We start from the raw sequence: 616 nt of genomic DNA, 5'->3' as shown, positions 1-616 counted from the left end.
GCGAGTATCTATCAGCCTGGTGATCCACTTTTTGAGGGGATTTTGAATATTCAGCGTAAGTTATGGGGAAAAGCTGAAAAAACACTTCAACCTTTAGCTGATAAAAAAAATCCAGAAGCGATGTATTGGTTAGCCACCATTACCTACGGTTCGAGCATATATGATACTCCGAAGGCCGGAAAAATGTTAATGGAAGCAGCAGAGTTAGGTAACCCCTATGCCGCTCTATTTTTTTCACCAGATAGCCGCTATTGTAATATGTATTTTAAAAAACAATGCAGTGAGAAGTGGGTAGAAAAAGCACAAAAACTGTTTGCAGAACAAGCAAAAACAGGCGACGTTCGTGCCGTATATTACAGTACAATATTGAAACCAGATTTAACCCACGAGCAATATATTAGTGCCATTATCAATGCAGCGAAAAATCACTACTACTACCCACTAGTCGAATATTCTATCACTTTACGGGAGTCAGAAAAATCTAATCATGAAATGAAGGAACTCGCTAGTGACCTTCTTAATTATGCACGCTTTTATAACTTTGTTCCTGCTATAGACGCTTTAATGAATCACGAAGGTAAACATAAGCGAATGAAAGGTCATTTTTACAAGGAAC

1 pseudogene is annotated in these 616 nt (G+C 38.1%); it reads left to right on the top strand.

Annotation, left to right across the window (positions count from 1 at the left end):
• Positions 1 to 616 (top strand): annotated as a pseudogene (locus C9J46_RS21605) (hypothetical protein); the annotation flags it as partial.

The sequence above is a fragment of the Photobacterium sp. GB-36 genome, from assembly GCF_003026135.1.
Lineage (GTDB): Bacteria > Pseudomonadota > Gammaproteobacteria > Enterobacterales > Vibrionaceae > Photobacterium.
The sequence above is the reverse complement of the archived record's forward strand: the minus strand, read 5'-3'. Positions and strand labels throughout refer to the sequence as shown.